The organism is Nitrospirota bacterium, assembly GCA_016212185.1.
Classification (GTDB): domain Bacteria; phylum Nitrospirota; class Thermodesulfovibrionia; order UBA6902; family DSMQ01; genus JACRGX01.
This window is the reverse complement of the sequence record JACRGX010000023.1, coordinates 1-17,909: the sequence shown is the minus strand read 5'-3', so window position 1 is coordinate 17,909 and position 17,909 is coordinate 1. Positions and strand designations below refer to the sequence as shown.

Genomic DNA, 17,909 nt, shown 5'->3' with positions numbered 1-17,909 from the left:
AACAAAGCAATGCTATACCTATTCTTTTTTGGCATTTGAGCTTTGACATTTTGATTTTCTTTTTATGTGTTCCTCAAATTCTCCCCTGAAATGTTTTAGCATTGACTGCATCGCGCATGCCGCACCGTCTCCAAGCTGGCAGAAGGTTTTGCCCAGCATGGTTTCTGCTATACCGGATAAAAGTCCGAGGTCATCTTCCCTTCCTTTGCCGTGTTCAATTCTCTGAAGTATTTTTTCAAGCCAGCTTGTTCCTTCCCTGCACGGGATGCATTTGCCGCAGGACTCATGTTCAAAGAACTTCATTGACCTGTGCGCAACCTTCACCATGCAGACGGATTCATCCATGACAATGACGGCGCCTGAGCCGAGCATGCTGCCGTATTTTTGTATTGAGATAAAATCCATGGGGCAGTCTATTTTATCCACAGGAAGCACGGGTGTTGAGATTCCTCCAGGAATTACCGCCTTAATTTTTTTTCCTCCTCTAATACCTCCGGCATGGGTGTAAATAATCTCCCTGAGGGAAATCCCCATGGGGAGTTCATAAACGCCGGGTTTTTCAACGCATCCGCTTACGCTGAACAGCTTTGTGCCCGGACAATCTTTACTGCCTATTTTTGAATATGCTCCGGCTCCGGCGTCAATAATGTAGGGCACATTAGACAGCGTTTCAACATTATTTACAATAGTCGGCATTTTCCACGCGCCGGCATTTACAGGGAAGGGAGGCTTCAGCCTCGGATGCCCTCTTCTGCCTTCAAGCGATTCAATAAGCGCGGTTTCTTCACCGCAAATATACGCCCCCGCGCCCTGATACACGGCAAGATGGAATTTTATTTTTCCCCCGAGGATGCCCTTGCCGAGAAATTTTTTTTCATAGGCCTGTCTTATAGCCTTTTCCAAAATATCTTTTGCATGCGGATATTCACCTCTGAGGTAGATATAACCGTATTCAGAGCCGAGCGCAAATCCCGATATAACCATCCCCTCTATTAATAAATGCGGATTCTTCTCAAGTATATGCCTGTCTTTGAATGTGCCGGGCTCGCCTTCATCTGCATTACAGACAAGATACTTGGGGAATTTGGAGTCTGCGGCGGCAATGCTCCATTTCATGCCTGTCGGGAAACCTGCGCCGCCCCTGCCTCTTAGACCTGATTTCTTTATCTCCTCAATAATGTCAGACGGCTTTAGTTTAAATGCCTTTGGAATGCCTTTATAACCGCCGGTTTTGATGTATCCGTCAATGTCGGCAGAATCAGCGTTTTCAGTATTTTTCAATAATATTTTTTCCATTTTTGTTTATTAAATACGTTCAAATAGTTTAAACGGTTCAATTCGTTCAATTTAAACAATATTGAACCATGTTGAACCCTTGAACAATTATTTATATGTATTTAGTATCTCTCCTATCCTTTTTTCAGTAAGATTATCATAAAAATCCGTGTTAACAAGCATTGCCGGACCTGTGCCGCAGGAGCCTATGCATTCCATTATCATGAGAGAAAAACGATTGTCTTTGGTGGTGCCGCCTGATTCAAGACCGTATTTAGACTTGAGGAAATCCGCCAGTTTTTCAGCGCCTAAAATCATGCATGACACATTTGTGCAAAGCTGTATGAGATGCCTCCCCATTGGATTATGCTTAAACATCGCATAGAAAGATGCAGTCCCCCGCACTGCCGCCTCAGGCAGGTCTATAGCATGTGCAACGCACTGCATAGCCTCATGGCTCAGCCACCCGAACTCTTTCTGCGCAATATATAACGCCGGGAGCAGAGCGCTCCTCGGATTAGGGTATTTTGTTTTTATGCTTTCAATTTCCTTTAACACGGTTTCAGTAAACATCACCTGTCGCATTCTCCCAAAACTATATCTATGCTTCCGATATTTGCAACGACATCTGCAATTAGGCTGCCTTCACAGAGCTTGGGCAGGACTGATATGTGCACAAATGAAGGCGTACGTATCCTCAGGCGATAGGGTTTCCCCTCGCCGTTGCTTACTATATAAAAACCGAGCTCTCCCTTCGGGGCCTCTGTGGCAGCATAAATTTCGCCTTCAGGGGCGGCGTGATAGCCTTTTGTTATAAGTACAAAGTGATGTATGAGATGCTCCATATCAGTTAAAACCTTGTCTTTGGGCGGCAGTAGATATTTGGGGGCGTCAGCCATCACAGGACCCTGAGGGATTTTTTCTATGCACTGCCTTATGATGAAATTTGACTGGCGCAGTTCCTCCATTCTCACGCGGTAACGGTCGTAAACATCCCCGTTTTTACCCGTAGGGACTTCCCATTTAACCCTGTCATATGCCGCATACGGCATAAATTTTCTTATATCATACGGCACGCCTGAGCCCCTGATTACAGGGCCGCTTAATCCCCAGTTTATTGCCTCTTCGGCAGAGATAACTCCGATTCCCTTGGTCCTTCTGAGCCAGATGCGGTTCTGGTCTATGAGTGTTTCATACTGCTCAATCCTCATTGGGAATTCTCCGGTGAAATCGTAGAGGTCCTCCAGCCATTTTGTATCGGCGTTATTCCGTACGCCGCCTATCCTTGGATAGCTTACTGTAAGCCTTGCGCCGCAGAGGCGCTCAAACAGGTCAAGGAGTTTTTCCCTTTCCCTGAAGCAATAAAGGAATACTGTCATTGCGCCTATGTCCAGCGCATGCGTTGCAAGCCAGAGAAGATGGCTTGATATGCGGGACATCTCAGCCGTGATAGTTCTGATGAACTGCGCCCTTTCAGGCGGTTCAATTCCGAAAAGTTTCTCTACCGCAATGCAGTAGCCGATGTTGTTAGACATTGATGCTATGTAATCCAGCCGATCGGTGAGGGGTATAATCTGGAAATAGTTCCTGTGCTCCGAGAGCTTCTCAATGCCCCGGTGGAGATAGCCGATATAGGGAGTGCATTTGACCACGGTTTCGCCGTCAAGTTCAAGCACAAGCCTGAGCACCCCGTGCGTGGCAGGGTGCTGGGGACCCATATTGAGCGTCATTTCCTCAGTCGCTATGCGGGAAGTCCCCTGTGATTTATCTTCTATATTTTCCATAACAAAGACTATAGTTCAACATTGTTCAAAATTGTTTAAATAGTTCAAATTGTTCAACATGGTTCAAGATTTTATATTCCACTCCTCATCGTGTTTGTGCAGTTCCCTTGCTTCTTCATATCCCCTGTATTCCTTCCCCTCGGCGCCTTTCAGAGGATAATCTTTTCTAAGGGGAAAACCCTCCCAGTCCTCGGGCATAAGTATGCGCCTTAGGTCAGGGTGGTTGTTAAAAACAATGCCGTACATGTCGCAGGTTTCTCTTTCATGCCAGTTTGCGCCTGCCAAGACTGATACAATACTGTTAATTGACAATTCTTCTTCAGGGATAAGCGCCTTCAACCTCAGCCTGTGGAGGTGCTTTAAGGAGTAAAGATTATAAATCACTTCAAAACGGGGTTTCCTGCCCGGGTAATCAACGCCGCACAGGTCTGACAGATAATTCAGACAAATTGCCGGGTCGTCATGCAGGTACCGGCAGATATCAATAATTCTGCCACGTTTGACAATGACAGAGACCTGCTCCCCTGACTGCGTCACTCCGGCAACTTCATCAGGAAACTGCTCTTTCAGCCTTTCTGCAATCTCTAAAGGTTCCATTTAACTTAAATGCAGTGAATAATTGTCAGTGAATAGTATTTAGTCAATAACTGTTTACTGTTCACTGTTTACTGTCCACTGTATTTTTACCTCCACCTGCTCCATCTGAGATGTTCTTTCTGTATTTTGTCCTGAAGCTTCAGGATTCCCTCCATCAAGGCCTCGGGTTTTGGGGGACAGCCCGGGACATAGACATCAACCGGCAAAAAAGTATCGCACCCCTGAACAACGGAATAAGTATTGAATATCCCGCCGGAACATGCACAACTGCCCATTGCCATTACATACCGCGGCTCCGGCATCTGATCATAAACCCGCCTTATGACAGGCACCATTTTTTTTGTTACTGTCCCTGCGATAATCAGAAGGTCTGTGTGCCTTGGTGATGCCCTGAAGACAATTCCGAAACGGTCAAAGTCATAGTGGCTTGCGCCTGTTGCCATCATCTCAATTGCACAGCAGGCAAGACCGAAAGTCATGGGCCATATTGATGATTTTCTGCCCCAGTTGATGAGTTTATCAAGAGAGGTAATGATAGTATTTGCACCGGGGATAATTTTTACCCTGTCTTCTATTTCAATAACATCAGGCGATGCATTTATCAGCACTGCGCAAACCTCCGTAATTCGTCCTTTTTATTTATGTCATTCCGGGCTTGACCCGGAATCCAGTCTTTTTCTCTGGATTCCCGCTTAAGAACTGCGGGAATGACGAAAGGACGGACATTCTTTATACATTTTTCAATAATAACTTTTAACTTTCTTCATTCCCACATAAGCGCGCCTTTTTTCCATACATATATGTAACCGATTAAAAGGATGAATATGAATATCATCATCTCCACGAAACCGTACAGCCCGATTTTATCATATGCAACTGCCCATGGATAGAGGAAGACCGCTTCAACATCAAATACCACAAAAAGCATTGCGATAATATAAAACCGCACTGAAAACCTGTACCTGGGCTCTCCAACCGGCGGGTTGCCTGATTCATAAGGGGAGAGCTTCAGCGGATAACGCCTTGCAGGCCTGATGAGTATGCCTATGAGCAAAGGGGCTAAGCCCACAGAAGCGGCAATGATTATTATTATTAATACCGGCAGGTAATTTATTGGAATATATGTTCCTGGCATTGTGGGCTATTTTTATATATATTGTTAATCCATGTCAATACTATATTTGATACTATTTAACATGCTTATTCGTAATTTTAACTTACTTATCAGCCTGCCTCTTGAAGATCGCACTTTTTAAAAAAGTGGATTTTTATTATAATTTAAGGCAACCATGAAGAATATTTTTCTTCATCCCAAAAAGTCTCTCGCGGCAAAACTTATTATTGCCATAGGCTTATTGATGGCATTGGGAAGCTTTGTTTTCTGGTATGCTCTTTCTAAGAAGCAGGAAAAAGATTTTGTGGTAATTGCCGTCAGATACGGCGACTCCTTCATAGACTTCATAAAAAACAGCACTCGCTACAGCATGCTTACGTTTCACAGGGCTGCAATTCAGCAGACCATTGAAGATGTGGGCGCGACAGAGGACGTAAACATGGTAAGGATTTTTGACCACAAGGGGACGGTATTTTTTTCCTCGCAAAAGGGAGAAATCGGCAGTGAAGTTGACAGGGCGTCTGTTACATGTGGTGGATGCCATACAGAACCCGGGCGGTCATCCAGACTTTTGCCAAACCCCCAAAGGTGGGCTATCTACAAAAGTTCAAATGGTGTAAGGGTGCTGAAGGTCATCGGGACTATTCCCAACGAACCGTCCTGTTATACCGCAAGCTGCCATATTCATTCTGAAAAACAGAAGATCCTCGGATTCGTGGAGGCGGATTTATCACTCGGGCTCCTTGATAAGGCGCAGTTCAGGCAGGGGCTGGCCCTTACGGGCTATGTTGTGATGTTTATTGTGATGATTTCCGTATCGCTTGCCATAATCCTTTATAAAATTGTTTCCAGTCCTGTCGGTCATCTTGTGCACGGCATGAAAAGGGTTTCTGCCGGAGACCTTGATTATACAGTGCCCGTAGCCACTGAGGATGAGATCGGCGTTCTTGCCAATACATTTAATTCAATGATAAAGGACATCAAGGCGGCAAAGGAACAGCAGGCGCGGTGGACGCATGAGCTTGAGGCTGAGGTTGTCAGAAAGACGGAAGAAATACGAATAACGCATGCTGGGCTTATGCAGACGGAGAAACTTGCATCCCTCGGCAGAATGGCGGCAGGCGTAGCGCATGAAATTAACAACCCCCTGACAGGCATTGTGACTTTTGCCCATCTGATGCTGAAGCGCGTACCGCCTGAGGGCCTTGACGCAGAGGACCTTAAGATAATTATTGAGCAGGCTGAAAGGTGCACGAAAATAATCATGAACCTTCTTACATTTGCAAGGGCCATACCGGCTGAAAAGGGAGAAGTGGCTATTAACGATGTAGTAAGCCATACAGTTGATTTGGTTAAAAATCAGGCAAAATTCCATAACATAAAATTTGACATTAATCTGGACAGCCGGAGATTTATTACCCTCGGCGATCCGTCCCAGTTCCAGCAGATATTCCTGAATATGCTGATAAATGCAGCGGATGCGATAAGCGAACGCGGGACTATAACTATTGCAACGCGCAGGGTTGTGGCGGATGAAAAACCTTTTGTGGAAATAGAATTTACCGATACCGGAAGCGGCATACCGGAAGATTTGCAGAAAAGGCTTTTTGAGCCCTTTTTTACAACAAAACCGGTAGGCAAGGGAACAGGGCTCGGGCTCTCGGTAAGTCATGGAATAGTCAGGCATTACGGAGGCAAGATTAATGTAAAAAGCGTTGTTGGAAAAGGCACGAGCTTTTTTGTTAGACTACTGCTGATAGAAAAGGCAAAATGAAAAAAATACTGGTCATAGACGATGAGACAATTATAGGGTTAAGCTGTGAAAGGGCGCTTGCGATGGAAGGGTATGAGGTAAAGTCCGTATTAAGCGGCAAAAAAGGACTTGAACTGCTTGAAGAAGAGCCCTTCGGCATAATACTTCTGGACCTGAAAATGCCTGATATGGACGGCATGGAACTGCTGAAGACAATTAAAGAGAAATGGCCTGAGACCAAAGTCATCATGATAACAGGCTACGCCAGCGTTGATACGGCAGTGACTGCGCTTAAACTCGGCGCCTTCAATTATATTGAAAAACCATTTGACCCCGATACCCTGTTTAACGCAGTCAAAGAAGCCGGTGAGTGAAGGCTCTACGTTTTGCTTGTCATTCCCGCAAGCGAAGCGCGTCGGGAATCCTTCTTGAAGAAAGATTCTGGGCAGGCTGGAATGATGGTGTAGATACACCGCCCCGAAATATCGTGCCTGTGGAGTAAATTATCAATCACTCAAAAAATCAGGTATGATTTTGGGGGCATACTGAGATTGTATAATTACTGGTAATGTCCATTAAATTTATGGATGACACAAACGAAATAAATTACGGTCTTAAGCTATTTAATGAAAAAGCAGATAAACTCTTTCGCCTAAGCTTTGTTGAAACGATGTTTAAGGCTAAAACCGGAGTTTCTTTTTCAGGAAAAACTAACGATGATGGGACAGTTGAATTTACAAGCTCAAGAAGAGGTCCAGATGAGGAAGCTATTGATGCATTTGTACTTACATTCAGATTCTTTATTCAAGATAATGAAAAGAGTTCATTTCGAAACTTAGCCAAATACTACGAAAATTCTAAAATCGACAGTTCATTAAAAAATGACTTTAACAATATTAGGAAAGAGATTAATGACTTTCTTGATAAATCTGCAACTATTGTGTTTAAGTTTAACAATGAGCAACTCACAAGACGAAAAATAATGGAGACATTTCTTTATGGTGAATTAAGCCATTCAAACGACATAAATAAAAAGAGAATGTATGATGTTTGGATGCATATGCCTCCATTCACCCACATGATTGAAAATGAATTTGTATATACTTTAGCAATAATATTAAAAGGAATTGAAATAATTAAGGAGATAAATAAAAAGGCATTAGAACAAATCATGAATTAGGACATAACAACCAGATAGATGTGAACGAGTGCCGCAGGACGCTTTTCCATGTAACATTGTTATGATTGGAGATATAAAAAACTATGGGCTTCCGATTCTACAGGCGAGTTAAGATTTTACCTGGTATTTCGTTGAATCTCAGCAAAGGTGGACTTTCGCTGTCAGCCGGTGTACGTGGTGCAAGGCTTACTTTTGGACAGCGTGGGATTACCCGTTCTCTAGGAATTCCTGGCACAGGACTATCAGTTCGAGACACAATCAGTTCTGGTTCCCAATATATACAAAAGAGCAAACAACTTAGCACTGGGGATCGCCAGAACGACGAGTTTGTAAAAGACCTTTTGAAGTCAGGTTCTCGTAGAGTTTCGTTAAACACACAAGAACTCAAAGAGATGTATGATCGGATAAAAACAGATGATAGAATTAAAGCTGTAAATCCTTCAACTGGACGGAAGGTTTCATTGCGTGAACTTGAAGCAAAAAATACGACAGATGGAAATACAAGATCGCATAGGCGAAAATCAAAAAACAATTGATGACGAGGAAAAACTTTATCACGAAATCATTAATCATTGGGAAACAATCCCGAGAATTCCTAAAAATGAAGAAGTCATAAATGCCCTCAATCCTTTACCTTTTAATCCATCAGATACTCCTCCACATATGTTTGATTCTTCACGCGAGAAAGATATGTTATTTGAACAGATTACTACCGAAATAAAATGTAAGTTCCCTTTTTATATGCTACCAAGGTGGTTTGCTGCCAGAAAAGCTAATACCATGATTGACTCTGAATGGGCAAAGAAAGAGCAAAATCTAAAAGAAACTTATGAAAGACACTTGGAAGCTTATGAGCTAAAAGTTGCTGACGGGAAAAAAGAATGGGATAAGACTGAACAAGAACGCATCAGGCGTCTACAAGCAATTCTCGACCGGAATTTATCAGAAATCCATGCAGCATCTATTGAACTGATACAGACGATTCATTTTCCCTATGAAACATCTTGTGACATACATGTAGATGATGATGCAATTTTGTATATCCACCTCGATTTGCCCGAAATTGAAGATGTTATCCCAACTCATCGCAAGACCGTTTTTAAAAATGCAAACATAAAGGAGATCAAAATTGATAAACTTGCTCGAAACCGAGACTACTTTAATTTGGTTATAGGACAAAGTGTTCTTATTGCTTGCACGCTTTGCTCTGCACTACCGAGCGTCCCAAGTGTTCACATTGCTGCATATACTCAGCGCAAGAGAAGGACAGAGTTTGATGCAACCGATACATATGTTTATGATATTATATTCCCGAGAGAGAAACTTTCAATTTTTAATCCCGAGAAGACTTCATTGCAACAATTTATTTCAAATTTACATCCTGTGATGGATATTACAGGAGATATGCACCTATCAGCAATTCAACCTCCGGGATGGATAAAGCAGGTAAGTAAAATTAATGAGTCTGCAAATAAATAAAAAAACCTCTATCAATCAGACGGACAAGAACAAGTACCACAGGATTTTTTCAGCCTGCATTATATTGCAGAAGTGTAAATTAGCTTAGGTTTTTGTTTATCATACGGTGGCACCCGTCAGTTATTAGGGCGTTATACCATAAATATATATAGATTAAGATAAGATGTCATCGATAAGTTGCAGGTTTACTAAGAACAAGTAATAACGCTGAAGGAGATATGAATTTGCTCAGTATCGAAAGTCTACAAGCTTTAGATCCGATAGAATTTGAAAATTTAATAAGAGTTCTTTTTGAGAGGATGGGCTTTAATGCAACTACCACTAAGGCTTCTGGTGATGGGGGCATAGATGTAGTTGCAATTAATGAGCAGCCCATCGTTGGTGGCAAATACGTAATCCAATGCAAAAGATATACAAAAGGCAATAATATCGGTGAACCAGTTATTAGAGAACTCTACGGCGTGATGCATGCCGAGAATGCGAATAAGGGTATTTTAGTAACAACATCAGATTTCACTAAACAAGCAATTGCTTTCTCACAAGATAAGGCAATTGAACTCATTAATGGTATGTATTTATTAAGCCTGCTAAGCAATTATTGTCCAGAACTGGGCATTGAACAAAGTACTATCAGCACTATTTCTAATATTCAAAATGAGCCCACAGGCTTTAACGGAATTGACTGGGGGACAAATATTCAAAACTTAAGTGATATGATTCCTTATGAGCAAACAGATTGGTATGGTCAATATAAATCTTTTGACCGCAAGACAGATGTATTGATAATCGGAGATGCTAAGGTTGAAAGTATGTTGTACAGTTTTTTTAAAGATGAACTTTATTCTGTCCAAGTGATATCACGTGGATGGGAAAATGGCCAAGCACTTTTCAACTATTTACGTTCTTTACACGGTGATGATTTCAAATTAAATGAGGATGATGTATGGCGTAGATACAAATGGCTGGGGGGGAAAGTAGAAATTAACTTTAACTATGGTAAAACATCAAATGACGGTGAAATAATTTACAGGTATCTGCCTTTATGGGATGAAGCAAAGATGCAGAATGAAATGGCATATCAAGAGCACCTCCAAAAGTCACAATTTGAATTACCAAAGAAGAGTATTCCCTCAGGACAGTGTTTTGTAGCAACAGTTGTTTATGGTTCTCCGTCTTCATCTGAAGTTGAAATACTGAGGCGCTGGAGAGATAACTTTTTGGCCCGAACTTCAATTGGGCGGGATCTCATAGAAATTTATTATGAAACTGGACCCTCATTAGCATGGTTTGTTGAAAGAATGCCAATTATTAAGGGTGTGCTCAAAGTTGCTATAGATATTTTTATCCGAGTCCTGCGTAAGAGGAATTATGCCTGAGATAAATCTGATTAGAGAAAACACAGGCTCCATTTCCCACATTGTTATCCAAAGCTGATGAGGTTATGTTTTTTCCATTGAATAGAATAGACAAAAAAGAGATGGTGATTGTCTAACACTTCAAGATTAGCCTTATCAATTTCTACTTGCACAATCTACGCCATTGACGTATAATTAATTATGACCATTATTGAGACACCGATTTTCACACGACGAATTCAGGTAATGCTCTCTTACGAAGAATATCGGCTCTTGCAGGCTCATTTGGTCAACAAACCGGATGTCGGGAAGGTTATGTCGGGAAGCGGAGGTATGAGAAAGCTTCGATGGTCAGCAAAAGGGCATGGGAAAAGGGGCGGCATCAGGGTTATATATTACTGGTTCATGTCAAAAGACGTCATTCTTCTCCTTTTTGCCTATGCCAAAAATGAGCAGGATGATTTAACAAAGGAGCAACTCAGGCAACTGAGAAAAGTCATTGAAAAGGAGTACCTATGAAAAAAGAACTATTTGAAGAACTGCTTGAAAGCGTAAAACAGGGCGGTGCAATTATGCAAGGGGTGATGAAGCCTTCACGCATTATTGCATTCCCGGAATCAGAGGTGCGAAAGATACGTGAGCATTACGGTCTATCTCAGGACAACTTCGCCTCTCTTATGGGAATAAGTGTTGCAACGCTTCGCAACTGGGAACAGGGGCGCCGGAAACCGGAAGGTCCAGCTCGTGTTTTATTAATGGTTGCTGCGAGGCATCCGGAAGCCTTGCTTGATATCTCAGGTGTTAAAAAGGATAGAAAGAGGGTCTAACCAATTAAGCCTGGCAGACGGGCAGTAGCCCAGCGCTGATTTCAAACATTGACACAACAATCCGGCATGACGTACACTATATCGTACGCTTATGGGAGGTGAAATTATGACTACTATTACGGCAACTGAGGCAAGGAAGAAATTGTACCGCTTGATAGACGAAGTATCAGAGTCGCACGAGGCGGTATATGTTACCGGAAAGCGCAGCAGGGCAGTGATAGTTTCTGAAAACGATTGGAGCGCTATTCAGGAAACTCTTTATCTGCTTTCAATCCCGGGCATGGGTGAATCAATACGCAAAGGTTTGAAAACGCCGGTCAAAAAATGTTCAAAGGGGCCTCGCTGGTGATATGGAAGATTGTCTACACTAAGCAAGCGCGAAAAGATGCAAAAAAGATTTCCGCTTCAGGACTGCGCCCTCAGACAGAAAAGTTGATTAAGGTATTGGGAGAAAACCCTTATCAGGACCCTCCGCCCTTTAAAAAACTTGTCGGTGATTTGGAAGGCGCGTATTCCAGGCGCATAAATATCCAGCACCGGCTTGTCTATCAGATTCTTGATAAAATTAAAACAGTTAAAGTCATACGTATGTGGACGCACTATGAATAAATGCAGGCTGAACGCCGTTTGGTTTTGTGTAGTGGTATAATGTCCTAATAGTATGGCGGATAAAAAACGCTATGAGACATTGGACATATTCGGTGATGTCGGGCTTAGGGTTTTCGGCAATACGCTGAATGAACTCTTTGAAAATGCCGCTTTGGGCATGTCAGGACTAATCACAGATACTGAGCAAATCAGGGAAACCGAGAAAAAGCAGATTGCCGTTGAGGCGGATAATTATGAAAGCCTGTTTGTACGCTGGCTGAATGAATTGGTTTTTCTCTTTGATACGCATGGTTTCATAGGAAAACAATTTTCTGTAAGTTTAAATGGCAATGCCGTTGAGGCTGAGGTGTCAGGCGGTTACTTTGACCCTGAGATCCATGAACAGAGGCTCCTTATTAAAGCCGCGACATATCACAGGCTTTTCTTAAAGAAAAATGATTCGGGATGGCTTGCAGAGGTGATTTTTGATATATAATCTATTTAAGGAGATTATAACTTGAAAACTATCAAAATGAAGCTGCTGCTCTCTTTAGGGCTGATAGCTTTTATTGTCCTCTTCGGCACTCTGGGCTATATTGTCATAGAGGGATGGAATGCGCTGGACTCGCTTTACATGACGATAATCACCATTGCTTCTGTGGGATTCAAGGAAGTCCATGATTTATCATCAGGCGGCAGGATATTTACAATCATACTAATAATAAGCGGCGCCGGCACGATATTATTTACGCTTAATACAGGCGCAAAGTTTGTCCTGGAGGGAGAGCTTCAGGACATACTGGGGAGGAAGAGATTGGAAAAGCAAATTAAAGATTTAAAAGGCCATTACATTATCTGCGGTTATGGAAGGATGGGAAAGATAATCTGCAAGGAGCTCAGAGGGAGCGGCGTGGAGTTTATTATTATTGAGAAGACGCCTGCCCTGATTCAGGAAAAGGAAGACATCATACTTCTTGAAGGCGATGCCACTCAGGATGAAGTCTTGAGGGAGGCGGGCATTGAAAAAGCAAAGGGGCTGATATCAGTTCTGCCGACTGACGCTGAAAATCTTTATGTTGTTTTGACTGCAAGGGGATTAAAGCCTGCCCTTATGATAGTTGCGAGGGCCGGTGAGGAAGGGTCAGAGCAAAAACTTGTGAGGGCAGGCGCCGACAGGGTTGTATCGCCGTATCACATCGGAGGGCTAAGGATTGCGCACACTGTGGTAAAGCCTGCGGTTGTTGATTTTATTGAATTTGCCACAAAGAGCGGCAACATAGACCTTCAGATGGAGGAGATAACAATTCAGAAAGGCTCAAAGCTTAAAGGGCTTACGCTTGACGAATGCGGCATTGGGAAAGATCTGGGGGTTATAATTGTTGCAGTCAGAAAGCCCGGCGGCGACATGAAATTTAACCCGACTTTCCGCACAGCCATTGATATCGGAGATACCCTTATAGCGCTCGGGGAAATTTCAAAACTGAAGGTGCTGGAAGACAGGGCAGGGGCGTGAGGTTGAAGGATGAAAAAACAAGCAGGAAAGGAGTAATCCTATGTCTATTGAAAGACTCCATAGAATTGACAGCGCAAGGCTTGAAGTTCCCAAAGACTACAAGCATGGAATGAGGACAAAAGGCATAATCTATGTTGATGAGGTCCTTGAAAAAGGGCTTGAGGCGCACTCAGTTGAGCAGGTTGCAAATGTCGCAATGCTTCCCGGCATTGTCGGCGCATCGCTTGCAATGCCTGACATCCACATGGGCTACGGCTTTACTATCGGCGGAGTGGCTGCGTTTGATATTAAAGACGGCATTATCTCTCCGGGCGGTGTGGGCTACGACATAAATTGAGGTGTGCGTCTTCTGAGGAGCAGCCTCAAAAGACAAGAGGTTGCGCCCAGAGTCAAAGACCTCGTGGAGGTCTTACACACCCAAATCCCCTCAGGCGTCGGCTCAAAGGGCAAGATACGCCTCGGCTCTGAAGACGAACGCAAACTGCTTCTTAAAGGGGCGCGGTGGGCGGTGGAGCAGGGTTTTGGGGACAGGGAAGACCTTGAGCATACGGAATCAGGCGGGTGCATTGACGGCGCCAACCCTGATTTAATAAGCCAAAAGGCATATGAAAGGGGAAGGGCGCAGCAGGGCACTTTAGGCTCAGGGAATCATTTTACTGAAATACAGTATGTAGATGAGATTTATGATGAAAAGGCCGCAAACAGTCTCGGGTTATTCAAAGACCAGATTACTGTAATGATTCATACGGGTTCAAGGGGATTCGGGCATCAGGTGTGCACGGATTTCCTTGAGGTCATGGAAAATGCAGCGCGGAAATACGGCATTGAACTGCCTGATAAAGAGCTGGCCTGCGCGCCGTTTAACAGCCCTGAGGCGCAGGATTATCTTTCAGCAATGAGGGCTGCCGCCAATTATGCATGGGCCAACAGGCAGTGCATTATGCATTGGGTCAAGGAATCCTTCTTGCATGTATTTAATGCCTCGCCTAAAACCTTAGGCATGAGCCTGATATACGATGTGGCACACAATATTGCAAAGGTTGAGGAGCATACCGTAAACGGCAAAAAAACAAAACTCATTGTCCATAGAAAAGGCGCAACGCGCGCATTTTCGCCCGGGCATCCTGAACTTCCAATTGCATACAAACATATTGGTCAGCCTGTCTTGATTCCGGGCGATATGGGCAGGGCGTCTTTTGTCCTTTTAGGCACAGAAAAGGCGATGCAGGAGACTTTCGGCTCCACGTGCCACGGCGCCGGAAGGGTGATGTCAAGGCATCAGGCAATAAAGCGTGCAAAGGGCAGGGCCATATGGAGAGAGATGGCGGATAAAGGCATTATCGTGCGGTCAGCAGGCAGGGAAACCCTTGCAGAGGAAATGCCTGAGGCTTACAAGGATATTACAAATGTCGTTGATGTTGTGCATAACGCAGGCATTTCCAAAAAAGTGGCAAGGCTTAGACCGATGGGAGTGATAAAGGGGTGAGAGGGTTGAATGACTAACAAAAATTCGTCATTGACCCGAAAATGCCTTTAAATTTGTCATTCTGGCTTGTCCAGAATCTTTCCGAAGAAGGATTCCCGCCCTGTATACATATCATTGCATTAACTTATCAAATATGATATGTAAGTAATATGAAATTAGCTAAATACAGAGGAAATACAGGCTCTGTGTCCCCACATTTCCCGTCCTATGTGCGCCCCTTTCTGGAACGCGAGCGCGACCTTGCCCTTGTGACCGCTGAGACAATCAGCCATCTGCTGGGGAAGGGAGGGAAAAAACAGGAGGTGAAAGAAAGATGAAATTCCAAATCCGAAATGCTAAGAATGGTTTGGTGTTGCGCATTGAATCAGAAGATCCGGAAGCTGAAACTGAGGAAATTGTCTATCAGGAATCGGAATCAGGCGAAATTGAAGCCTTCGCGGAGTTCCTGCAGGTCTTGTTGGACAACTACGGACCGAGTACCAGCCGATACTCGCCCAAACGCATCCATATTGTTGTAGAGCCGGGAGATAAATATGAGCCGCCCCCGGGCCAGCAGAAATAAAATTGGGGATGTGGAGCCATATTTTCCCATTCTTAATAGGCATTTTACGCAAACCCATCCATTTTTTGTTATCTCTCTTGTAAAACCATCTGCGCTTCCTTGCACCCATTCTCATGCCCCATATCACATGCCTTTTGAAAATCAGAGATTGCCTTGCCCATATTTCCCTTATTATAATAAACCTTCCCGCGATTGTAATGGGCCTCAGCATGTTTTGGATTTATTCCAATTGCTCTGTTGAAATTCTCAATCGCCTTGTCATACTGACCTTTGACAGCATAAGCATTCCCACGATTGTAATAGGCATCTGCAAGTCTTGGATTTATTTCAATCGCCCTGTTGTAATCCTCAATCGCTCTGTCATACTGACCTTTGTCAGTATAAGCATTCCCACGATTATTATAGGCATCAACAAGTTTTGGATTTAATGTAATTGCCTTATTGAAATCCTCAATTGCCTCGTCATGTTGTCCCTTTGCGTTATAAGCATTTCCACGATTATTATAGGCCCCTGCATTTTTTGGATTTAAAGTAATTGCCTTATTAAAATCTGCAATAGCCTTGTCATATTGATTTTTGTCATCATAAGCAAGACCACGATTATAATATGCATCAGCATCTTTTGGATTTAATACAATCGCCTTATTGTAATCCTCAATCGCCCTGTCATACTGACCTTTGCCTTTATAAGCATTCCCACGATTGGAATAGGCAATCGCATCTTTTGGATTTAATACAATCGCCCTGCTGTAATCCTCAATCGCACTGTCGTACTGGCCTTTTTCGTCATAAGCAACCCCCCGATTATTATATGCCTCTGCATGGTTTGGATTTAATGCTATTGCGCTTGTGTATGCCTCTATTGCTTTATCATATTCATTGGCTAAATAATATTCATATCCTTTATCAAACCACTCATTTGCCTGAAACAATCTCTCATCATCAGCAATCTTTGCCTCAACTTGTTTCTTCTTTTCGCCCGTTGCCTGTGCCAACTGTTTCTTTAATTCTTCAATGTCCTTTTGGCTCTTTTCATAAGCCTCCTGAATTTTTTTGTAATCATCAACAAGAGATTTTTCTTTCAGCTTAATTTTATTAGCCATCTCCCCGATTTTATCCGGATTAACCTTTGCCTTTATCTTTACCCAGAAATTAAAGCCGTCGCCGACAATAGTTCTTTTTTTATCAAGTATCTCCACTTCCATAATGCCTGATGCCAAGACCTGTATTTCGTCTTTAGTCAATTGGAGATTTTCTACTTTTGTATAACTCTCCACATAAGTCCCTGCCTGTTCAAGGGCAATCTGCTTTGCATTAAGCAAGGCTCTGCTTTCAGCAACGGAAGGGGTTTCTCCATCGCCCATGTTGTATGTGCCTTCTGAAATAATTTCTTTTGTCTCAGACAAAGCAATGGCGGGAAGGAATAAAATTAAGGAAATAAAAATTATGGCGATGTTCTTCATGTCATACCTCGCTTAAACGAATAAATGGTCTTTTAACCCTTGCTATAATCTACTTGCCCCGAATTAAGATTTCAATGAAGCTGTACGTTTTTCTACTCCCCTTGAAAGGAGATAGATTACAAATTGGTTAAGGCTGACTCCTTCTTCTTTTGCCTTCTCCATAAGTATCCTATGAAGTGATTTGGGAGTCCTTGCAAGTATCCTGCCGCTGTACGCTTCTTCTGATGAAGGGCGCGGTATTTTTCTCCCCTCTTTTTTTGCTGTTTTTACCCACAATTCCTGAGCAATCTTTACCTGTTTTATTGCCTCATTTTCCGTCTCTCCAAAAGCTGAACATCCGGGCAGATCAGGAATCACGGCTATAAAACCCTTATCTTCATCACTGTAGAATACTTTTATCGGATAATGCATATTATTGTCCCTCCTTAATTGTTAAATTGTGCTCTTCAATAATTTTCAAAAACTGCTTTACCTGATACGGTTTTGCCTTACCTCTGACGTTTTGAAAATTCAATATTTCCGTAATTCCTTTTTTGCTGTACACCTTATGACTTCCTTTTCCGCCTTTATACCTGAAACCAAAAATCTCTGCCAACTTGCAGATTTCATCAAATCTGATATCCTGCGGATTATTTTTTACTTTATCAAATAACTTCTCAGTTTTACTCATAGCGTATACTATCATATATGATAGCATGTGTCAATTTTAGCGGTAATGCATTAAGGAGAACGCTCAGGAATATTTTCTGGAAATTAGGAAAGAATTAAAAATAGCCTGATGGCGAGCGGTAATCCTTCTGAAGAAAGTCGGTACGACTCGTTCCGAGATTCCGGACAAGCCGGAATGACAACTAAGAAAAGATTCTATTCCCTCTCTGTGCCCTCTGTGGTTTGCAGTAAATACTCCTGCAATTTCCTCAGCGCCCTGCCTCT

The 17,909-nt window shown here is 42.9% G+C and carries 23 protein-coding genes and 1 pseudogene; 15 read left to right on the top strand and 9 right to left on the bottom strand.

Annotated features, from left to right (window positions below):
- Positions 1-18: 18 nt before the first annotated feature.
- The 6 genes from nuoF to ndhC form a co-directional block, all read right to left on the bottom strand.
- Positions 19-1,296 carry an NADH-quinone oxidoreductase subunit NuoF gene (gene nuoF, locus HZA10_02225; protein MBI5195120.1) on the bottom strand — a complete coding sequence of 426 codons (1,278 nt, stop codon included), beginning with the start codon at positions 1,294-1,296 and terminating at the stop codon, positions 19-21.
- An 87-nt stretch (positions 1,297-1,383) separates the two neighbouring features.
- The gene (nuoE, locus tag HZA10_02220; GenBank protein MBI5195119.1) at positions 1,384-1,848 is read right to left on the bottom strand and encodes an NADH-quinone oxidoreductase subunit NuoE; all 465 of its coding nucleotides are present in this window, start codon (positions 1,846-1,848) and stop codon (positions 1,384-1,386) included.
- Positions 1,848-3,059 carry an NADH-quinone oxidoreductase subunit D gene (locus HZA10_02215; protein MBI5195118.1) on the bottom strand — a complete coding sequence of 404 codons (1,212 nt, stop codon included), beginning with the start codon at positions 3,057-3,059 and terminating at the stop codon, positions 1,848-1,850. Before HZA10_02215 ends, nuoE begins: the two co-directional genes overlap by 1 nt.
- A 63-nt stretch (positions 3,060-3,122) precedes the next feature.
- Complete coding sequence (locus tag HZA10_02210) at positions 3,123-3,656, bottom strand: NADH-quinone oxidoreductase subunit C (protein ID MBI5195117.1); 534 nt, start codon at positions 3,654-3,656, stop codon at positions 3,123-3,125.
- A gap of 86 nt (positions 3,657-3,742) precedes the next feature.
- Positions 3,743-4,261, bottom strand: coding sequence for an NADH-quinone oxidoreductase subunit B (locus tag HZA10_02205; GenBank protein MBI5195116.1), 519 nt, complete (start codon positions 4,259-4,261; stop codon positions 3,743-3,745).
- A gap of 158 nt (positions 4,262-4,419) precedes the next feature.
- A complete protein-coding gene (gene ndhC / locus HZA10_02200; GenBank protein ID MBI5195115.1) occupies positions 4,420-4,791 on the bottom strand; it encodes an NADH-quinone oxidoreductase subunit A in 372 nt (123 codons plus the stop codon).
- A gap of 154 nt (positions 4,792-4,945) precedes the next feature.
- On the opposite strand from ndhC, the gene HZA10_02195 reads away from it, so the two are divergent.
- The 15 genes and pseudogenes from HZA10_02195 to HZA10_02125 all read left to right on the top strand — a co-directional run bounded on the left by HZA10_02195 (position 4,946) and on the right by HZA10_02125 (position 15,513).
- The gene (locus HZA10_02195) at positions 4,946-6,544 is read left to right on the top strand and encodes a HAMP domain-containing protein (protein ID MBI5195114.1); all 1,599 of its coding nucleotides are present in this window, start codon (positions 4,946-4,948) and stop codon (positions 6,542-6,544) included.
- Positions 6,541-6,897 carry a sigma-54-dependent Fis family transcriptional regulator gene (locus tag HZA10_02190; GenBank protein MBI5195113.1) on the top strand — a complete coding sequence of 119 codons (357 nt, stop codon included), beginning with the start codon at positions 6,541-6,543 and terminating at the stop codon, positions 6,895-6,897. The genes HZA10_02195 and HZA10_02190 overlap by 4 nt, the downstream gene beginning before the upstream one ends.
- Positions 6,898-7,106: 209 nt before the next feature.
- Positions 7,107-7,703, top strand: coding sequence for a hypothetical protein (locus HZA10_02185; GenBank protein ID MBI5195112.1), 597 nt, complete (start codon positions 7,107-7,109; stop codon positions 7,701-7,703).
- A gap of 83 nt (positions 7,704-7,786) precedes the next feature.
- On the top strand, positions 7,787-8,239 hold the full coding sequence (locus tag HZA10_02180) for a DUF4236 domain-containing protein (GenBank protein ID MBI5195111.1): 453 nt from the start codon (positions 7,787-7,789) through the stop codon (positions 8,237-8,239).
- Positions 8,196-9,182, top strand: coding sequence for a hypothetical protein (locus HZA10_02175; protein ID MBI5195110.1), 987 nt, complete (start codon positions 8,196-8,198; stop codon positions 9,180-9,182). Before HZA10_02180 ends, HZA10_02175 begins: the two co-directional genes overlap by 44 nt.
- A gap of 218 nt (positions 9,183-9,400) precedes the next feature.
- Complete coding sequence (locus tag HZA10_02170) at positions 9,401-10,558, top strand: restriction endonuclease (protein MBI5195109.1); 1,158 nt, start codon at positions 9,401-9,403, stop codon at positions 10,556-10,558.
- A 180-nt stretch (positions 10,559-10,738) separates the two neighbouring features.
- Positions 10,739-11,056 carry a type II toxin-antitoxin system RelE/ParE family toxin gene (locus HZA10_02165; GenBank protein MBI5195108.1) on the top strand — a complete coding sequence of 106 codons (318 nt, stop codon included), beginning with the start codon at positions 10,739-10,741 and terminating at the stop codon, positions 11,054-11,056.
- Positions 11,053-11,364, top strand: a complete 312-nt coding sequence (locus HZA10_02160; protein MBI5195107.1) for a helix-turn-helix domain-containing protein — start codon at positions 11,053-11,055, stop codon at positions 11,362-11,364. The genes HZA10_02165 and HZA10_02160 overlap by 4 nt, the downstream gene beginning before the upstream one ends.
- Before the next feature lie 106 nt (positions 11,365-11,470).
- On the top strand, positions 11,471-11,713 hold the full coding sequence (locus tag HZA10_02155) for a type II toxin-antitoxin system Phd/YefM family antitoxin (protein MBI5195106.1): 243 nt from the start codon (positions 11,471-11,473) through the stop codon (positions 11,711-11,713).
- Positions 11,689-11,973: a Txe/YoeB family addiction module toxin gene (locus HZA10_02150; GenBank protein MBI5195105.1), complete on the top strand. Its 285-nt coding sequence runs from the start codon at positions 11,689-11,691 to the stop codon at positions 11,971-11,973. The genes HZA10_02155 and HZA10_02150 overlap by 25 nt, the downstream gene beginning before the upstream one ends.
- Before the next feature lie 52 nt (positions 11,974-12,025).
- Complete coding sequence (locus HZA10_02145) at positions 12,026-12,448, top strand: archease (GenBank protein ID MBI5195104.1); 423 nt, start codon at positions 12,026-12,028, stop codon at positions 12,446-12,448.
- A 36-nt stretch (positions 12,449-12,484) separates the two neighbouring features.
- A complete protein-coding gene (locus HZA10_02140; GenBank protein MBI5195103.1) occupies positions 12,485-13,465 on the top strand; it encodes a potassium channel protein in 981 nt (326 codons plus the stop codon).
- Between the two features lie 40 nt (positions 13,466-13,505).
- Positions 13,506-14,951: pseudogene (locus tag HZA10_02135) on the top strand (RtcB family protein).
- Positions 14,952-15,100: 149 nt separating this feature from the next.
- The gene (locus HZA10_02130) at positions 15,101-15,268 is read left to right on the top strand and encodes a hypothetical protein (protein MBI5195102.1); all 168 of its coding nucleotides are present in this window, start codon (positions 15,101-15,103) and stop codon (positions 15,266-15,268) included.
- Entirely contained in the window at positions 15,265-15,513 is a 249-nt protein-coding gene (locus HZA10_02125; protein MBI5195101.1) for a hypothetical protein, read from the top strand. The genes HZA10_02130 and HZA10_02125 overlap by 4 nt, the downstream gene beginning before the upstream one ends.
- Positions 15,514-15,581: 68 nt before the next feature.
- Here the strand turns inward: HZA10_02125 and HZA10_02120 are convergent, their stop codons facing one another.
- The 3 genes from HZA10_02120 to HZA10_02110 form a co-directional block, all read right to left on the bottom strand.
- Entirely contained in the window at positions 15,582-16,976 is a 1,395-nt protein-coding gene (locus HZA10_02120; protein MBI5195100.1) for a tetratricopeptide repeat protein, read from the bottom strand.
- A gap of 63 nt (positions 16,977-17,039) precedes the next feature.
- Positions 17,040-17,387: a type II toxin-antitoxin system HicB family antitoxin gene (locus HZA10_02115; GenBank protein MBI5195099.1), complete on the bottom strand. Its 348-nt coding sequence runs from the start codon at positions 17,385-17,387 to the stop codon at positions 17,040-17,042.
- A 1-nt stretch (position 17,388) separates the two neighbouring features.
- On the bottom strand, positions 17,389-17,646 hold the full coding sequence (locus tag HZA10_02110; protein ID MBI5195098.1) for a type II toxin-antitoxin system HicA family toxin: 258 nt from the start codon (positions 17,644-17,646) through the stop codon (positions 17,389-17,391).
- Positions 17,647-17,909: the final 263 nt, after the last annotated feature.

Bases quoted from the DNA above. Each gene is read 5' to 3' on its own strand.
- HZA10_02145 (MBI5195104.1), top strand. From the start codon at position 12,026: ATGGCGGATAAAAAACGCTATGAGACATTGGACATATTCGGTGATGTC.
- HZA10_02175 (MBI5195110.1), top strand. From the start codon at position 8,196: ATGGAAATACAAGATCGCATAGGCGAAAATCAAAAAACAATTGATGAC.
- HZA10_02215 (MBI5195118.1), bottom strand. From the start codon at position 3,059: ATGGAAAATATAGAAGATAAATCACAGGGGACTTCCCGCATAGCGACT.
- HZA10_02185 (MBI5195112.1), top strand. From the start codon at position 7,107: ATGGATGACACAAACGAAATAAATTACGGTCTTAAGCTATTTAATGAA.
- HZA10_02170 (MBI5195109.1), top strand. From the start codon at position 9,401: ATGAATTTGCTCAGTATCGAAAGTCTACAAGCTTTAGATCCGATAGAA.
- HZA10_02165 (MBI5195108.1), top strand. From the start codon at position 10,739: ATGACCATTATTGAGACACCGATTTTCACACGACGAATTCAGGTAATG.
- HZA10_02195 (MBI5195114.1), top strand. From the start codon at position 4,946: ATGAAGAATATTTTTCTTCATCCCAAAAAGTCTCTCGCGGCAAAACTT.
- nuoF (MBI5195120.1), bottom strand. From the start codon at position 1,296: ATGGAAAAAATATTATTGAAAAATACTGAAAACGCTGATTCTGCCGAC.
- HZA10_02155 (MBI5195106.1), top strand. From the start codon at position 11,471: ATGACTACTATTACGGCAACTGAGGCAAGGAAGAAATTGTACCGCTTG.
- HZA10_02180 (MBI5195111.1), top strand. From the start codon at position 7,787: ATGGGCTTCCGATTCTACAGGCGAGTTAAGATTTTACCTGGTATTTCG.
- HZA10_02210 (MBI5195117.1), bottom strand. From the start codon at position 3,656: ATGGAACCTTTAGAGATTGCAGAAAGGCTGAAAGAGCAGTTTCCTGAT.
- HZA10_02120 (MBI5195100.1), bottom strand. From the start codon at position 16,976: ATGAAGAACATCGCCATAATTTTTATTTCCTTAATTTTATTCCTTCCC.
- HZA10_02110 (MBI5195098.1), bottom strand. From the start codon at position 17,646: ATGAGTAAAACTGAGAAGTTATTTGATAAAGTAAAAAATAATCCGCAG.
- HZA10_02140 (MBI5195103.1), top strand. From the start codon at position 12,485: ATGAAGCTGCTGCTCTCTTTAGGGCTGATAGCTTTTATTGTCCTCTTC.
- HZA10_02125 (MBI5195101.1), top strand. From the start codon at position 15,265: ATGAAATTCCAAATCCGAAATGCTAAGAATGGTTTGGTGTTGCGCATT.
- HZA10_02130 (MBI5195102.1), top strand. From the start codon at position 15,101: ATGAAATTAGCTAAATACAGAGGAAATACAGGCTCTGTGTCCCCACAT.
- HZA10_02160 (MBI5195107.1), top strand. From the start codon at position 11,053: ATGAAAAAAGAACTATTTGAAGAACTGCTTGAAAGCGTAAAACAGGGC.
- HZA10_02150 (MBI5195105.1), top strand. From the start codon at position 11,689: ATGTTCAAAGGGGCCTCGCTGGTGATATGGAAGATTGTCTACACTAAG.
- HZA10_02115 (MBI5195099.1), bottom strand. From the start codon at position 17,387: ATGCATTATCCGATAAAAGTATTCTACAGTGATGAAGATAAGGGTTTT.
- nuoE (MBI5195119.1), bottom strand. From the start codon at position 1,848: ATGTTTACTGAAACCGTGTTAAAGGAAATTGAAAGCATAAAAACAAAA.
- HZA10_02190 (MBI5195113.1), top strand. From the start codon at position 6,541: ATGAAAAAAATACTGGTCATAGACGATGAGACAATTATAGGGTTAAGC.
- ndhC (MBI5195115.1), bottom strand. From the start codon at position 4,791: ATGCCAGGAACATATATTCCAATAAATTACCTGCCGGTATTAATAATA.